Annotated in this window: 13 protein-coding genes and 1 tRNA gene; 8 read left to right on the forward strand and 6 right to left on the reverse strand. The window is 70.6% G+C overall.

Annotated features, from left to right (window positions below; all coding sequences use genetic code 11):
- Positions 1 to 98: 98 nt before the first annotated feature.
- From EOE48_RS27880 to EOE48_RS27900, 5 genes are all read right to left on the reverse strand, one after another.
- Positions 99 to 2354, reverse strand: coding sequence for a hypothetical protein (locus EOE48_RS27880; RefSeq protein ID WP_127734143.1), 2256 nt, complete (start codon positions 2352 to 2354; stop codon positions 99 to 101).
- Positions 2354 to 4597 carry an AAA family ATPase gene (locus EOE48_RS27885; RefSeq protein WP_127734144.1) on the reverse strand — a complete coding sequence of 748 codons (2244 nt, stop codon included), beginning with the start codon at positions 4595 to 4597 and terminating at the stop codon, positions 2354 to 2356. Before EOE48_RS27885 ends, EOE48_RS27880 begins: the two co-directional genes overlap by 1 nt.
- A 69-nt stretch (positions 4598 to 4666) precedes the next feature.
- The gene (locus EOE48_RS27890) at positions 4667 to 5932 is read right to left on the reverse strand and encodes a VapE domain-containing protein (RefSeq protein WP_127734145.1); all 1266 of its coding nucleotides are present in this window, start codon (positions 5930 to 5932) and stop codon (positions 4667 to 4669) included.
- Between the two features lie 555 nt (positions 5933 to 6487).
- Positions 6488 to 6577 (reverse strand) — tRNA-Ser (locus EOE48_RS27895).
- 121 nt (positions 6578 to 6698) lie between these two features.
- Positions 6699 to 7064 carry a VanZ family protein gene (locus EOE48_RS27900; protein ID WP_246155012.1) on the reverse strand — a complete coding sequence of 122 codons (366 nt, stop codon included), beginning with the start codon at positions 7062 to 7064 and terminating at the stop codon, positions 6699 to 6701.
- 139 nt (positions 7065 to 7203) lie between these two features.
- Between EOE48_RS27900 and EOE48_RS27905 the strand changes: the two genes are divergently transcribed.
- From EOE48_RS27905 to EOE48_RS27940, 8 genes are all read left to right on the forward strand, one after another.
- A complete protein-coding gene (locus tag EOE48_RS27905; protein ID WP_127734147.1) occupies positions 7204 to 7668 on the forward strand; it encodes an Lrp/AsnC ligand binding domain-containing protein in 465 nt (154 codons plus the stop codon).
- Positions 7669 to 7757: 89 nt separating this feature from the next.
- Positions 7758 to 8768 carry a YVTN family beta-propeller repeat protein gene (locus EOE48_RS27910; RefSeq protein WP_127734148.1) on the forward strand — a complete coding sequence of 337 codons (1011 nt, stop codon included), beginning with the start codon at positions 7758 to 7760 and terminating at the stop codon, positions 8766 to 8768.
- 73 nt (positions 8769 to 8841) lie between these two features.
- Positions 8842 to 9258, forward strand: coding sequence for a cupredoxin domain-containing protein (locus EOE48_RS27915; protein ID WP_127734149.1), 417 nt, complete (start codon positions 8842 to 8844; stop codon positions 9256 to 9258).
- A 96-nt stretch (positions 9259 to 9354) separates the two neighbouring features.
- A complete protein-coding gene (locus tag EOE48_RS27920; RefSeq protein ID WP_127734150.1) occupies positions 9355 to 9597 on the forward strand; it encodes a hypothetical protein in 243 nt (80 codons plus the stop codon).
- Positions 9594 to 10361 carry an ABC transporter ATP-binding protein gene (locus EOE48_RS27925; RefSeq protein ID WP_127734151.1) on the forward strand — a complete coding sequence of 256 codons (768 nt, stop codon included), beginning with the start codon at positions 9594 to 9596 and terminating at the stop codon, positions 10359 to 10361. The genes EOE48_RS27920 and EOE48_RS27925 overlap by 4 nt, the downstream gene beginning before the upstream one ends.
- The gene (locus tag EOE48_RS27930) at positions 10358 to 11245 is read left to right on the forward strand and encodes an ABC transporter permease (RefSeq protein WP_127734152.1); all 888 of its coding nucleotides are present in this window, start codon (positions 10358 to 10360) and stop codon (positions 11243 to 11245) included. Before EOE48_RS27925 ends, EOE48_RS27930 begins: the two co-directional genes overlap by 4 nt.
- A gap of 132 nt (positions 11246 to 11377) precedes the next feature.
- Positions 11378 to 11983 (forward strand): hypothetical protein, encoded by a 606-nt coding sequence (locus EOE48_RS27935; RefSeq protein WP_127734153.1) that lies wholly within the window; start codon positions 11378 to 11380, stop codon positions 11981 to 11983.
- A 69-nt stretch (positions 11984 to 12052) separates the two neighbouring features.
- A complete protein-coding gene (locus tag EOE48_RS27940; RefSeq protein ID WP_127734154.1) occupies positions 12053 to 12499 on the forward strand; it encodes a DUF4279 domain-containing protein in 447 nt (148 codons plus the stop codon).
- Between the two features lie 27 nt (positions 12500 to 12526).
- Here EOE48_RS27940 and EOE48_RS27945 read toward each other — a convergent pair.
- The coding region (locus EOE48_RS27945; RefSeq protein ID WP_148239808.1) for an aminotransferase-like domain-containing protein at positions 12527 to 13598 on the reverse strand (1072 nt) is incomplete at its 5' end.

The following is a 13598-nucleotide window of genomic DNA, read 5'->3' on the forward strand; positions in this document are numbered from 1 at the left end:
CCTCTTGATGTCCAGCCTGGCTGCTCATCAACCGGAACTCGGACCAGGCTGACCCGCCGCCACACCTCGACACGCGCGCTCCTGCGCCAGCCGTGAAATCAAGCCCCAACCCGACAGGCTGCTAGCTGCAGCACGGCTCGAACCCGACGGACGCGTTCGGCGCGCTCGAGTCCGCTGCGATCGACTCCGGACGCGTCCACCACGCCTTCCGATGCCCAGGGCGCGGCCGCGACGATCGCGGGCCAGTGTCGAAGGAAGCTCTCCGCCCAGTCCAGGCCAAGTCGGGCACACATGTCCGCCAAGCCCAACGGCCCCGGACCGGCCAGGATCTGGCCCGACCGGCGCAGACGGTCCGGCCGGCCCTCGGAGGCGTCGATGACCAGCTCGAGCATGGCCGCACTGTAGGCTCGCCCGCCCATATCGAAGTGTTTTTCCAAAAATTCCTTGGCCTCCGATCGCCGGAGCGGACGAACGCGGTAGTCGAAGCAGCGCGACTGCCCAGCCAGCCGCACGGCACGTCGATCCCGCGCCAGGAGCACGAAGCGCGCCCGCCCACTGTCCTCCATCGGCTTGAGCAGCCTGTCGAACATCGCCGGCGGGTAGCGATCCGCGTTGTGAATCACGAAGACCTGCTTGATGGGCAGCACGACTTCCGAGACGACCAGTTCCGCCGTCTGTACGCGCTTGACGAGGTGTTGGGTGATCTTGTCGATGTCGGGATGCGCGCCATCGATCTCGATGCAGCCGGACTGCCCGGTCTCGAACGCACGGCAAGATCGACACGCCCCGCACGCCCCGCCGTCGGGCGACGGCTGCGTGCACAGCACCATTCGCGCGTAGCTCCACGCCAGGGTCCGCTTGCCAACCCCGTCGGGACCATGCAGCAATAGGTCGACGCCGTCTGTACGCGCGCGCGCGTGCCGGCGCAGTTCGGCGACCGCGTGTTTCCGGCCGATCACGGTCGCGAACGACTGGTGCAGCGGGGATGGCGGTGGCGCCAGGACGAGGCATCGGGGCGTGCCTTGCCCTTTCTCCTCGTCCTCGGCCTCCTCGCGCTGCGCGTCCCGCCGCGCCTTCTCGTCGAGCCGACTACACGCCGCCGCCGCGCCTTCGTGCAGGTGCCCGAACCAGACCGGCCCCTTGCCGAACCGAGCAAGCATCGCGGCGAGCGCGCGCACGAGGTTGTTGCGGATGCTCGCCAACGGGTCACCGGGACCGTCGCGGACGTCCATCCCACAGCGGCTCAAGGCGCGGGCGAGACCGGCCCACCGCCCGTTCAAAGGATCACCGGCCTCCGCTCGCCCCTCGCGCGCCAGGAAGTCCCGCCCGAGGCCCGCCAACGCCGGCACGATCAGGTCCGGAGCGCGCCGATAGCCGTGCCGATCCTCCTCCACGCTGCGGATCAAGGCGTCCTCCCAGGCGAGCAGCAGCGCCACCCAGAGCGCTGCACCCTCCGCGAGCCTGGGCGCTGCCACCTGCGAACGGGCTTTGAGGCGCGCACGGCGCGGGTGGCTCGCCGGCTCGAGCAACCGGCTCGTCAGCCGGTAGAGGTCCGCCACGAGGTGATGGGTTGACCAGCCGCACTCCGCCCGGCGTTCATCGAGCCCGCAGAGCAGGTCGTCGAGGTCGCACTCCCGGCGCAGCGCGGTGAGATCGCGCAGGTGGGATAGCAGCGCCCGTCGTCCCCACCGCCCGACCGCGTCGCGTCGGTCGCGCGCGGCGTCGTAGCGATGCGTCGCGGGATCGGTGCACAGCAGCACGCGCTCATCGAAGGCCTGGATGACGGCGGGCAGGTCGGCGCGCTCCTCGACTAAGCCCGCAAAGCTCGCGAAGAACCCGCGCTGCCCGAGGAGGTCGGCGTCGGGCGTGAGATCGGTGGTTGCGGCGAGGCCGCGCAGCACTGAGGGAAGGCTCCCGTGCGTGATATCGGGCTCCTCGAGGACCAACACCCCCCGCTCCACCTCTGCCCAGCCGGGATGCCGGGCGACCGGGCTGGCGTGCTCCAGGAAGTGGACGCCCGGCCCGTCGAGGCTCCCGGCGAGAAGCTTCAGCGATCTCTGGAGCGCATCGGCGCTCAGCGGCCTCCTTGGGTCGTCGAGACCCGTGGGGCGCGTTGTCCGCGCCGGCCAATCGAACAGCAGCAACTGGCTCGGTAAGAGAAGTGAGCGGTCGAAGCCTGGGCGCAGGGGCGGCGCCCCGAGCCAGAGGGTGAGACCGTGCCCGGCAGCAAGCCGACGCAGGGTGGCGATCATCCGCGGGCGCAGCGCCCCCGAGCGGTATCGATAGACGAGCGGACGATCCAGGGGCAGCGGATTCCCCGTGCGCGCTGCGAGTAGGAAATCGACGTCGCGCATTACGGCCACGGCTCTCCCGCCCGCTCACCGCGCCACCGCCGCGGCCGCCGTCGTGGGTCGCTCGGCCAGCCGCCCACGGTCTGCGTGATCTCCGCGCGGGCCTCGGGGGTTGCCTCCCCGAATTGCTGGTGGATCTCGGCGAGCCTACACTCGCGCTTTGCGCGGGTGTCGCGTCGAACCTGGAACTCCTCCAGCTCCCAGCCGGTGGTGAGCTCCTCCCAGGCCTCATCGTCGTAGGCGGAGAGGGGTTCGAGGCGGTTGCGGCAGGCCTGAGCGACCCGCTCGTCCGACAAGGATGCGGAGGTCGCGACCAGCGCGTGGTCGAGGACCGGCCTTGCCCTCCGTGCCCTGACGCGCAGCAGCTCGAGGAGGGATCGGTGCTCCGCGACTCTCGGATCGAACGCCTCGACCCGTTCGTCCAGCCCGGCGCACAGATCGAGTGTCCGTCTCCAGTGAAACCGGAGCGCGGCCCGTTCCCCCACGGGCGCCGGCGCGAACTCGACCGCATCGCCGCCCAGGCGCCCCGCCCCTTCGCGCCAGGCCCGCACCCAGGCCTCGACCCGGCGCGTGCCGTCGGCGTCCGCCGGGTCGAGCGGGTTCGGCGCGTGTAGATGCGCGACGATACGGCCGATCACGCCGCGATGGTCGCGCTCCAGGACGGTGATGCTGGCGCGCAGCCCGCCTCCCCAGGCTTGTGCCTGCGCGGCGAGCTCGTCGTGGAACGCGGTGATCACCGCCACGGCCGGGGCCGACCGCGACACGCCGAGTGCCGCCGGCGTGATCGCGAACGCGGTGTTGAACAGCAGGCCATGCTCCTGCACCAGGAACGAGGCGCTGTTGACGATGCGCCGCACGTCCGCCGGGGTGAGGAAGCCGGCCTCGTCCGCCACGACGCGGGCGCCCGGGCGCAAGCGCGGCGGTCCAAAACCCCGCGACGCCTCAACGACCGTCGCCGTCGGCGTGATCGCCGCTGCCGCATCGGAGGATCGCGCGCGCACGCCCGCGATGCTCCCTCCATCTGCGGCGGCGTTAACCTCCCGGTGGAACAGCGTCAGGCGCAGGCGCAGAGCGGTCTCGTCCGTCGCGGTCTCGGGTACCGGCCAGAACGCCATCATCTGCCGCCAGAACGGCGCGAGGTCGCGTGCGTCCGCGAGGCCGAGACGCGCGCAGAACCCGCGCACAATACCCACGCGCAGGTCCTCCGGGATCGCCTCGATCACGCCGTCGACGACAAGACGCCGGGCCAGGATCTCGTTGTAGTAGACGTGCATGAGAAACGCCTGAATCCAGCGGATCTTGTCGGTGGCCTGCTCCTGCCAGCCGAACACGATCTCGGTCTGCCGGTCGGAGTCGCCGTCGGCGAGCGCGGAAAAGTACGCGACGAGCACCTTGGTCTGGTCCACGTCGAAGGCGGCGCGCACTTGTTCGACCATGAGCAGAGGGTTGTTGCGCTCCCAGACGCGCTCGAGCCCGAGCAGCAGGTCGCGTGGGTAGCCCTCGCGCAGGCCAGCGAGCAGCGCCAGCGCGCCGGGCTCGTGCGCAATGCCGATCTTCTCGGCGGCTAGGCACAAAAACTCGATGGCCCTGTCGATGGGAAGCGGGCGGATCAGCAGATCGAGCAGGCGGGAGCGCAGCGCCCGGCGGAGCCGCTCGGCCTCCGTCGTGGCAAAGATAAACCGGATCGGGTGCTGCGGGCTCTCCACAGGATGCAACAGCAGGTCACATGCCTCCCGGGTCAGGGCGTGCGCCTCGTCGAAGAACAGGATCCGGTACTTCGCCCCGTGCACGGGCCGGTCGTGGATGTTCAGGAAGCGTTCGATGTCCTCCCTCCCTCCGCCGCGCCGGCTGACGTTGTACTCCTCGAACTCCTTGATCGGCTGCTCGCCCAAGCGTCCGCAAGCCTCGCACGCGTAGCAGGGCGAAGCCCGAGGGTCGGCCGCCTCGCAGTTAAGGGCGCGGGCGTAGATGCGCGCGAGAGTGGTCTTGCCCGAGCCCACCGCGCCATGCAGCAGGATGCTGCGGCCGACGCGGCCGCGCGCGATCAGCCCGGACAGGCAGGCGACAGCGCTGTCCTGCCCAAACACCTCCTCGAACGTGTGTGGGCGATACGCGTCGGCGAAGTTCGCCCTGTCCTCATCTTCCGCAGGCATGCGGCTCAACCGTTCGGTGGTGCTGTCGGTCATGCAGACCGTGTAGACGATGCAGACCGTGTAGACGATGACCACCATGTAGACGGTGGTCATCGTGCAGGGTGGACCACTGCGTGGCCCCCACCACCCGCGCCGTGCGGGCGGCGAGGATGGTGGGCCCCCTCAATGGAGGTGCTTGAAGGGATAGACGATACCCTTCGCAGTCCGGACCTTGGGCCGGAACGGCACGGCCGGGTCATGCACGAGAACCGCCATGCGGGCACTGAACGCGTTGGGCTTGATCTCCTCACGCAGCAAGGCGCTGACCAGCAGTTGCAAGCCCTTGGCGCCCACGCCGCCCCGCTCACTGATGTTCTGGACGTCCTCTGACCGCAAATCGAGCCCCACGAGGCACTCTCGGAGCCGGTCCACGGGCGCGGCCGCGGCCTGCACCGCCGCCAGCGCAGAAAGATGGGGCAGGATCGGCGACGGCCCGAAGCCGTCCACCGAGCGCCATAGCAGCGTAAAGTCGGTCTCGTTGACCGCGCGCCACACCGCAGGGTCTCCTCCCTTTTCGACAGCGCCGTTACGAAACCGCAGTTCCATGAAGCGGCGGTGGCCGGTCGGGTCGGCGATCAGCACGCGGACCGCTTCGTTGGCAGTGCCGATCAGGGTGGCGCACTGGCGCCGCTTTTCGGCCGCCGACGTCCTGAGAAGGCGCCGGCTTACGGCAGCGGCAGTGATCAAGCTTTTCAACACCGCGTTCAGTCGTGGGTCGAGACGCTCGACGTCATCGATGACCACGACTGGAAACCGAAGCACGTCGCCGCTGCGCGGGTCCGCGAGATCGGATAGCAACACGGGATCGCTGGCTAGTTCCTCCAACGGGCTGAGAAACTGGCGCACAAACGTCGTTTTCCCGCTGCCCTGCTCGGGATCGACGATCACCGGCATCAGATGATGACGTATGGTATGCCCGAGCTGCTTGCGCTTCACCTGCCAGACGAAATGCTGGAGCACGGCGACCACGAGCGCAGCGTCGAGGTCGAAGACAGCTTCTGCGAGACGCACCCACGCATCCCGCGCTTTCACCTGCTCGGCGGGGTCGAGCTTCACAAACAGCAGCGGCCGCATGATACAATCGAGCCGTCCTCGCTGATCCTCGCGAACGATCTGCCGGGCAGCGCGGGCAACGTCGGTGGTGCCGAGCTTAATACCCTCGCGTCTAATCTCCAGCATCACATGGTCGACGATGCTCGCAACGCTCCACTCGAACGGGCGGGCGGTCCAGGCCTCGGCATCGTCCGGGCCTAAAATCTGGGGCAGTCGGCCGCCAGTCTGGACCGAGCCGTCGAAGAGGATGCTAACGCCCATCCGCTCCATGTACGATCTGACTAGCTGCACGGGATCCACGCTGCCCGGTTCGTTGGTCTGACTGCTTTGCGTCACGTCGGCCTCCAGTCGGAGGCCCTTCCTTCGCGGGTCTCCTGACTATGTCGGGCCATAACGTCCTCGCACACTTTGCGAGATGGACGGAGCGTTTGGCGCCCGGCGAGACACGGTCGAGCGAGGCAGGGCTCGGCAGTCAGAGGAACGCAAATTCTATGACGCCTCGACCGCTGACGCGCCTTCAATTCGCCAAGTCCGCACTTGCCGCCCGCACCACCATCCTGCTACACATCCCCAGGCAACTGCCGAAACAAGTGCTTGAACCGGTTAGGTTTTCCTGGCGGCCGGCGCCGGGCTTAGTGTCCTGGCGCCCCAGCCATTTCGCGCATTCGCTCTGTGAATCAGACACTTGGATCGGAGTGCCGACTTTTTGGAGGCGGCGAGTCGTAACAGTCACACGCGTGCCACGGCCGGAATGCCACGACTGCCGTCCCTACCCGCGCCGGCGCGGTTGCCGATCCCCAAAGTGGGGATTTACCAAAAGCTGGCATGCCGCGGACAGCGCTCTCCGCGTGGGCGGCGCGGTTTTTATTTCGACAGCTTAAGCTGGATATCTGGCGGAAGGGGTGGGATTCGAACCCACGGTGGAGTTGCCCCCACGGCGGTTTTCAAGACCGCTGCCTTAAACCACTCGGCCACCCTTCCATCGCCCCGGTACGGCATCGCCGAACGCGCTCGCGGGCGTCCCCCGGCGCGAGCGGTTAGCAGGGGCGACTCTCTCTAGGGCGGCGCGGCGCGCGGCGTCAACGGCCGTGAGGGTCCGGTGTCAGGCCGGCCGGCCGAGGGTCGGCCAGCGCACCAGGGCGGCGCCGGCCAGCAGGGTTCCGGTCACCGCCCCGGCGGAACTCGCCAGGAAATCGACGACCTGGGCCGTCCGGCCCGGAACCCAGATCTGGCCGGTCTCGCAGACGGCCGCGAGGACGACGAGGCCGAGCATGATCGCGGTCCGGCGCGAGCGCAGGCGCACCGTCAGGACGGCGCCGGTGAGGGCGTAGGCGATGAAATGCTCGACCTGGCCCGGCGCGCCGGTGTGCGGGCGCTCGTTCCCCGGAACCAGGGACAGCACGCAGATCAGGACGACCGCCGCCACCGAGGCGAGGCCGAGCGCGGGCGGGATCAGGCGAGTCGTCATGCCGGGCATGTCGCACGATCCGGGCCATCGGTCGATGCGGGAGAGTACGCTCCCGGCCGGCTGGCACTGCCGCCCCGGGTCGTGATAACCCCCGCTCCCCCGCACGAACGGCATCGATCGGGGCCTCCGGGAGCGATTCATGCAGGACCTCGACCGGATCGACCGCAGGATCCTCGACATCCTCCAGCGCGACGGCCGCATCACCAACCTCGATCTGGCCGAGCAGGTCGGCCTGTCGCCGACCGCAACGAGCGAGCGCTTCCGACGCCTCCAGCGCGACGGCTACGTGACCGGCTTCGGCGCGAGGCTCGCCCCCGACAAGCTCGGCCTCGGGCTGCTGGTCTTCGTCGAGATCCTCCTCGACAAGACCACGCCGGACGTCTTCGACCGCTTCTCCGCCGCGGTGAGCCGGGTGCCGGAGATCCTCGAATGCCACATGGTGGCGGGCGGGTTCGACTACCTCGTCAAGAGCCGCGTGCGGGACATGGCGGCCTACCGCGACTTCCTCGGCGGCATCCTCCTCGCCCTGCCGGGGGTGCGCGAGACCCGGACCTACGCGGTGATGGAGGAGGTCAAGAACGACGGGCCGCTGCACATCGTCTGACCCGCCCCCGCCGCATGCCTTTGGTCCGCCTCGCCGCGGTCCCGGCCGGGCGCTATAACCCCCCGCAAGAAACCGCGAGGGAGATCCGCATGCGACGCCACGGGACGAGCCATGCGCCGTGCCGCGCCCGACCGCCCCGCCGCCGCGTCCTGTGCGCCGCCGGCCTCCTCGCGGCGCTCGCCGCCCCGGCCGGGGCCGCCTCGGTCTACGTCACCAACGAGAAGGGCAACTCGGTCAGCGTCATCGACGCCGACACCCTCGCGGTCACCGCGACCTGGCCGGTCGGGCGCCGGCCCCGCGGCGTGCTCGTCGGCCAGGACGGCAAGCTGCTCTACGTCTGCGCCAGCGACGACGACCGCATCGACGTGCTCGATACCGCCACCGGCAGGATCGTGCGCTCCCTGCGCTCCGGGCCCGATCCCGAGCAGTTCATCGCCGCGCCCGGCGGCAACCCGCTCTACATCGCCAACGAGGACGACAGCCAGGTCACCGTCCTCGACATCGAGAAGAACCGCGTCGTCGCCGAGGTGCCGGTCGGGGTCGAGCCGGAGGGCATGGGCCTCAGCCCGGACGGGTCCGTGCTGGTCAACACCTCCGAGACCACCAACATGGCCCATTTCATCGACACCAGGACCCATCAGGTCATCGACAACGTGCTGGTCGACGCCCGCCCGCGCTTCGCCGAGTTCAGCGCCGACGGCAAATGGCTGTGGGTCTCGGCCGAGGTCGGCGGCACCGTCTCGGTCATCGACGTGGCGAGCCGGCGGGTGGTGAAGAAGATCACGTTCAAGATCCCGGGCGTCACCGACGAGCAGATCCAGCCGGTCGGCGTGCGCCTGACCCGCGACGGCGCCCGCGCCTTCGTGGCGCTGGGGCCCGCCAACCGCGTCGCGGTGGTCGACGCGAAGACCTACGAGGTGGAAAAATACCTGCCGGTCGGGCAGCGGGTGTGGCAGCTCGCCTTCACCCCGGACCAGAAGCGGCTGTTCACCACCAACGGCACCTCCAACGACGTCTCGGTCATCGACGTCGAGGCCCTGAGGGTGGTCAAGAGCATCCCGGTCGGGCTGCTGCCCTGGGGCGTCGCCGTCTCGCCGTGAGCGGGGCGCCGCCCCGCACCCCGCCGGAGGACGTGGCGTCCTCCGGACTCCCATGACCGTGTCAGGAGACCCGATGCGCCTCTCCGCCTGCGCCCTCGCCCTGCTGCTCGCCGCGCCCGCCGCGGCCGGCGACCTCACCCGGGGCCGCACCGACCTGCCCGACCTCGTGCTCGGGGCCGAGGACAACGACTACGCCGTCCCGGTCCGCGACATCGAGATGGAGGCGGGCAAGTCCTACCGGCTCAGGATCACCGCCAAGGGCCAGAAGGAGTACAAGTTCTTCGCTCCCGAGTTCTTCCGCGGGGTGTGGATGAACCAGATCGTCATCAACCACCTCGAGGTCCACATGGCCGGGCCGCCGCACCACCTCGAGTTCGACGACCAGGGCACGATCGCGGTCGAGTTCGTGACCGTGCGCGCCGGCACGTTCCCGTGGACGATCCAGGGCCTGGAGAGCCGGGGGATGAGCGGGACGTTCGTGGTGAAGTGATCGCCCCTGCGACGCTTGGATTCCGCCGCCGGCGGGCGCTAGATCGCCCCCGAACACAAGAAGACGCCGCCAAGAAAACCCTATGAGGAAACCCCGATGCGCATCCTCCTGCTGCCGCTCCTCGCCGTCACGGCGGCGGGCGCCGCCCGGGCCGACGAGGCCGGCGCGTGCCGGGACGGCATCGCGACGATCCGGGCCGAGCTGCAGAAGAACCCCGCCGAGGCGGTCCGGGCGGCCCTTCGCCGCCACCTGCGCGTCGCCGAGCGCGAACTGGACGAGCGCGAATACGACGAGTGCCTCGACGCGGTGAAGGACGCCCGCAGGGCGCTGGCCCGATGAGCGCGGCCGAGCCTCCTCCGGCCCTCGCGGTCGAGGGCGTGAGCCACCGCTTCGGCGCCCGCGCCGCCCTCGACGACGTCTCGCTCAGCCTGCCGCAGGGCCGCTTCGTCGCCCTGCTCGGGCCCAACGGCGCCGGCAAGACCACCCTGTTCTCGGTGGTGACCCGGCTCTACGCCAACCAGCACGGCCGGGTCGCGCTGTTCGGCCACGACCTGCGCCGGGAGCCGTCGCGGGCGCTCGCGCGGCTCGGCGTGGTGTTCCAGGCCCGCACCCTCGACACCGACCTCACCGTGCGCCAGAACCTGCTCTACCACGCCGCCCTGCACGGCATCGCCCGGCGGGCGGCCGAGGCGCGCATCGCGGCCCTGCTCGCCCGGGTCGGCCTCGCCGAGCGCCGCGACGACAGGATCCGCACCCTGTCGGGCGGCCAGTCGCGGCGCATCGAGATCGCCCGCGCCCTGATCCATTCGCCCGACCTGCTGCTCCTCGACGAGCCCACCGTCGGGCTCGACCTCGACGCCCGCGCCGGCATCGTCGCGGTGGTGCGGGCGCTCGTGCGCGAGGAGGGGCTGTCGGTGCTGTGGGCGACCCACATCTTCGACGAGGTCGAGACCACCGACCGGGTCGTGGTGCTCCACCGCGGCAAGGTCGTGGCCCGCGGCCTCGCCGGCGCGCTGAGCGAACCGTCGGGATCCCTCGAAACCTCCTTCCGCCGCATCACCGCCGAGGCCGGCGGGGAGGGCGGTGCGAGACGCGTCGCATGAGCACCTCCGCCGCTCCCCAGGCGTCTCCCCAACCCGCACCCGGCGCCGCCCGCGTGCGCGGTCGCCTCGACGCCGTCGGCTACGGCATCTGCTTCCTGGGCATCGTGCGCCGCGAGTTGCTGCGCTTCGTCAACCAGAAGGAGCGGTTCTTCTCGGCGCTGGTGCGGCCGCTGGTCTGGCTGTTCATCTTCGCGGCGGGCTTCCGCAACACCCTCGGCCTGTCGATCACGCCGCCCTACGAGACCTACGTGCTCTACGAGGTCTACGTCGTGCCCGGCCTCGCCACGATGATCCAGCTGTTCAACGGCATGCAGTCGTCGCTGTCGATGGTCTACGACCGCGAGGTCGGCTCGATGCGGGTGCTGCTCACCAGCCCGTATCCGCGCTGGTCGCTGCTCTTCGCCAAGCTCGCCGCCGGCGTGGTGGTGTCGGTGATCCAGGCCTACGTCTTCCTGGCGATCGCGTCGTTCTTCGAGACCGACATCCCCTGGCGCGGCTACCTTCTGGCGCTGCCGGCCTTCCTCGCCGCGGGTCTGATGCTCGGCGCCATCGGGCTCTTTCTGTCCTCGCTGGTGCGCCAGCTCGAGAACTTCGCCAGCGTGATGAACTTCGTGATCTTCCCGATGTTCTTCGCCTCCTCGGCGCTCTACCCGCTGTGGCGGGTCAACGAGTCGAGCGCGACCCTGTACTGGATCTGCCAGGCCAACCCGTTCACCCACGCGGTCGAGTTGGTGCGCTTCGCGCTCTACGGCGCGTTCGACCCGCTCGCCGGCGCGGTGGTGGTCGGCACCGGCCTCGCGTTCTTCGCCCTCGCGGTGGTCGCCTACGATCCCGGCCGCGGCCTGCTCGCCCGCCGCGGCGGCCCGCCCGGCGAGGGCGCCTGATACGAAATCCGGAAGATTGCTTCCGGATTTCGTATCACCAGCCCGCGCGGCGCTTGAGCGAAGTCGATTTCCGCATCGCGAAGCGATCAGTCGGAAATCGTATGAGACGGGAGGACCCCGATGGGAGGATGCATGACCCGTGTGCTCGCCGCCGCCGCCGTTCTGGCGGCCCTCGGCCTTCCGGCGCTGGCCCAGCCGAGGGAGGCCGACTGGCCGTGCCCGCAGCGCAAGGTCTCGACGCTGGGCCCCGGCGCCGTCTGGACCGGGCCGGACCCGACCCGGGCGCTGGCGGAGTGGGGCGACGACCGCGTGGCGGCACGCCTCGCCCAGACCCTCGCCTCCCGCCGCACGCCGCTGGAGGCGGTCGACGGCCTCCTCGACGGCTTCGCCAAGGATCTCGGCCCCGACCGGGCCGAGCGGCTGACCCGGGTCTTCGCCGGGGTGTTCGAGGGGCTGAACGGCGAGCGCGACAAGGTCGTGGCCGGCATCGACCGCTACGCCCGCGGCCAGCGCGTCATGGCCGAGCGCATCCGCGACGAGGCCGGCCGGATCAGCGAGATCAAGACCTCGCCCGACGCCGCGGCCGGCAAGGATCTCGCCGACCTGGAGGGTCGGTTCACCTGGGATCGGCGCATCTTTCAGGAGCGGAGCCAGTCGCTGAATTTCGTCTGCGAAGTTCCGACGCTCCTCGAACAGCGCCTCGGCGAGATCGCGCGGAGAATCCAGGCCCGCCTGTGACGATCTCGGGAGGCTGCGGGCGATTTTAACATATGCTATGACGCAGGGTCGCCCTACCGGAACCGCTGAATGGCATCAGTCGATCGATCCACCGCTACGCTGCGCATGCTTGGCAACGACCTCGACCCGGACGAGATCACCCGTCTCCTCGGCACCGCGCCGACGGGGGCCGCGCGGCGGGGCGAGCAGATCCTCTCGTCGCTGAAGCGGATCCACATCGCCCAGACCGGGCGTTGGGCCTTGCGCGTCCGGGAATTGTCGCCGGGAAACCTCGACGCCCAGATCCGGGAGATCCTTGCCCGGACGACCGGCGACCTCGCGATCTGGCGGGGGCTGTCGCGGCGCTTCGAGTGCAGGGTCGTCTGCGGCCTGTTCCTGCGCACCGGCAACGAGGGCGCGGCGATCGCGCCCGACCTGCTGGCGATGCTGGGCGAGCGGCGCCTGCACCTCGACCTCGATCTCTACGCCGCGAACTCGCCGGAGGATCCCGACGCGCGGGACGGGACCCGGCACTGATCGGGGTGCGGGACGGCGGTGCCACGCTCAGGCGACGCCCCGCACGGCGCGCCCCAGAGCCGCCGCCGCCGCTTCGAGCTCCGCCGGGGCGTATCCGGCGAAACCGAGGACGAACCCGTCCGGCCCGCCCGGAACGATCCGCATCTCGCTGACCAGCCGGGCCTCGATGCCGGCGCGGGCGCGGATCGCCGCCGCGGCGCCGGCCTGTGCATCCTCCGGCAGGTAGGCGAGAAGGTGCAGGCCCTGCGGCGGCACGACGAGGCGCAGCCGCCCGCCGGCGGCCGTGTCCAGGGCCGCCGCCAGCCGGTCGCGGGCGGCGCGGTAGCGGCGGCGCATGCGCCGGGTATGGGCCGCTAGGGTGCCGTCGGCCATCAGGTCGGCGACGGCCGCGTCGGTCAGGCCCGGCGGGAAGCGGTCGTGGGTCGCCCTCACCGCCAGCACCGGCCCGACCGCCGCCGGCGGCAGGACGAGGTAGGCCAGCCGTAGGCCGGGAAACAGCGTCTTCGAGAACGTCCCGAGATAGATCACCCGGTCGCCGCCATCGAGGCCGGCCAGCGCCGTCAGCGGCGGGCCGTCGTACCGGAACTCGTTGTCGTAATCGTCCTCCAGCACCCAGGCCCCCGCCGCCCGCGCCCAGTCGAGCAGGGCGAGGCGCCGGGCCATGCTCATCGTCGCCCCGGTCGGGAACTGGTTCGAGGGCGTGACGTAGGCCGCCCGTGCCGGCGCGCCCCGGCGGCCGGCGGCGACGTCCAGCCCCTCGCCGTCGACCGGCACCGGGACCGGGCGCAGGCCCGCGGCCTCCAGCGTCCGGCGGGCGGTCGGGTAGCCGGGATCCTCGAACCACACCGCGTCGCCGGGCGCCAGCAGCGCCTCGGCGCACAGGCGCAGGCCGTGCTGGGTGCCGCCGACGATCACGACCTGCCCGGGCTCGCAGCGCAGGCCGCGGCTCGCCGCGAGGTGGGCGGCGACCTGCCGGCGCAGGGCCTCGCCGCCGCGCGGGTCGCCGTAGCCGAGTTCGGCGGCGCCGGCGCGGAGCATCCGCCGGCGGACCGCCCCGGCGAGGCGCCGCAGCAGGACCACACCAAGTGGATCGACGTGC

The organism is Methylobacterium oryzihabitans, from assembly GCF_004004555.2.
GTDB classification, from domain to species: domain Bacteria; phylum Pseudomonadota; class Alphaproteobacteria; order Rhizobiales; family Beijerinckiaceae; genus Methylobacterium; species Methylobacterium oryzihabitans.

Bases quoted from the DNA above. Each gene is read 5' to 3' on its own strand.
- EOE48_RS27880 (WP_127734143.1), bottom strand. From the start codon at position 2,354: ATGCGCGACGTCGATTTCCTACTCGCAGCGCGCACGGGGAATCCGCTG.
- EOE48_RS27885 (WP_127734144.1), bottom strand. From the start codon at position 4,597: ATGACCACCGTCTACATGGTGGTCATCGTCTACACGGTCTGCATCGTC.
- EOE48_RS27900 (WP_246155012.1), bottom strand. From the start codon at position 7,064: ATGACGACTCGCCTGATCCCGCCCGCGCTCGGCCTCGCCTCGGTGGCG.
- EOE48_RS27905 (WP_127734147.1), top strand. From the start codon at position 7,204: ATGCAGGACCTCGACCGGATCGACCGCAGGATCCTCGACATCCTCCAG.
- EOE48_RS27910 (WP_127734148.1), top strand. From the start codon at position 7,758: ATGCGACGCCACGGGACGAGCCATGCGCCGTGCCGCGCCCGACCGCCC.
- EOE48_RS27915 (WP_127734149.1), top strand. From the start codon at position 8,842: ATGCGCCTCTCCGCCTGCGCCCTCGCCCTGCTGCTCGCCGCGCCCGCC.
- EOE48_RS27920 (WP_127734150.1), top strand. From the start codon at position 9,355: ATGCGCATCCTCCTGCTGCCGCTCCTCGCCGTCACGGCGGCGGGCGCC.
- EOE48_RS27925 (WP_127734151.1), top strand. From the start codon at position 9,594: ATGAGCGCGGCCGAGCCTCCTCCGGCCCTCGCGGTCGAGGGCGTGAGC.
- EOE48_RS27930 (WP_127734152.1), top strand. From the start codon at position 10,358: ATGAGCACCTCCGCCGCTCCCCAGGCGTCTCCCCAACCCGCACCCGGC.
- EOE48_RS27935 (WP_127734153.1), top strand. From the start codon at position 11,378: ATGACCCGTGTGCTCGCCGCCGCCGCCGTTCTGGCGGCCCTCGGCCTT.
- EOE48_RS27940 (WP_127734154.1), top strand. From the start codon at position 12,053: ATGGCATCAGTCGATCGATCCACCGCTACGCTGCGCATGCTTGGCAAC.